This is a genomic window from Pyrobaculum sp. (assembly GCF_049971835.1).
Taxonomy (GTDB): domain Archaea; phylum Thermoproteota; class Thermoprotei; order Thermoproteales; family Thermoproteaceae; genus Pyrobaculum.
The window spans coordinates 1-882 of the sequence record NZ_JBMFKV010000394.1 but is presented as its reverse complement, the minus strand read 5'-3'; the positions used below and the strand labels follow the sequence as shown (position 1 = coordinate 882).

Here is an 882-nt window from a genome sequence, read left to right as displayed (position 1 = left end):
ACGTGGATGTGGTCGCGGTCCGTAGGAGCGTGGGATAAGCAGACGACCCTCGGCGCAGATCGCCGCGGAAAAAATAGCGCAGAGGCTAGGTACGAGGCACCGCCCCACACCCTCCAAGTCTGTGCAACCGCCAGCCGCACAGCCGAGCACTCCCGCGAAAAGACCCCCGCCAAGACCGTCGCACAGTCATGGAGGCACAGCGCCGGCTTGATCAGACAGGGCACCTCCCTGTTGACGATGCACCACGTTGACGCCCGCCCCACGGCGTGTGGCGTGATACCGAGGCCGAAGTATTGAAAGATAGTCTAGGTAGGGGCAGACGCGCCACGCGGCGCCTGTCGAAAACGGCGGAGGTGGGAAAGGTTTAAAACTCTCTCCACAGTTACAGACGTGCTCTCTCTCACAAAGCCCTGGGTGGATTTAGAAAAGTACCAGCGAGATCGCCTAAAGGAGGCTATGTACGAGGCGGAGCTCGCAGAGGAGTTTCTAAAAAACGGCCTCCTTCGAAACGCCGCCGGCAAGGCGTTTCAAGCAGTCAAGGCCTACCTGGCGGCAGTGGCCGCGGCGCAGAGAGACAAGGTAGTAGCCGCCTTCCCAGGCAGGCGCAGGCTCGGACCCAACAAAATCGTGGAGAGGGGAGAGTGGATAATTGCCACAATGCCCACGTCTAGAATGCGGGAAGTGGCGGCTCTAGTCGGCGACAGAGAGCTACGGCTAATAGTCGAGCTCGCCCTGAACCTACACGAGTTCCAATACAACAGCCTAGACAGAGACGCAGAGGCGTCCAGATACGCCAGCGAAGATATGGTAAAGAGAGACGTAGAGGAGGTAGTGTCCTATATCAAAAGAGCGGCGTCCAGCCCACAGTCTTAACACGGAGCC

At 59.1% G+C, this 882-nt stretch carries 2 protein-coding genes; both read left to right on the top strand.

The annotated features are described in order from the left end of the window. The coding region (locus tag ACP5J3_RS14925) for a hypothetical protein (RefSeq protein WP_428496396.1) at positions 1–297 on the top strand (297 nt) is incomplete at its 5' end. 93 nt (positions 298–390) lie between these two features. After that, positions 391–873: a PaREP1 family protein gene (locus tag ACP5J3_RS14920; RefSeq protein ID WP_428496395.1), complete on the top strand. Its 483-nt coding sequence runs from the start codon at positions 391–393 to the stop codon at positions 871–873. Positions 874–882 lie beyond the last annotated feature (9 nt).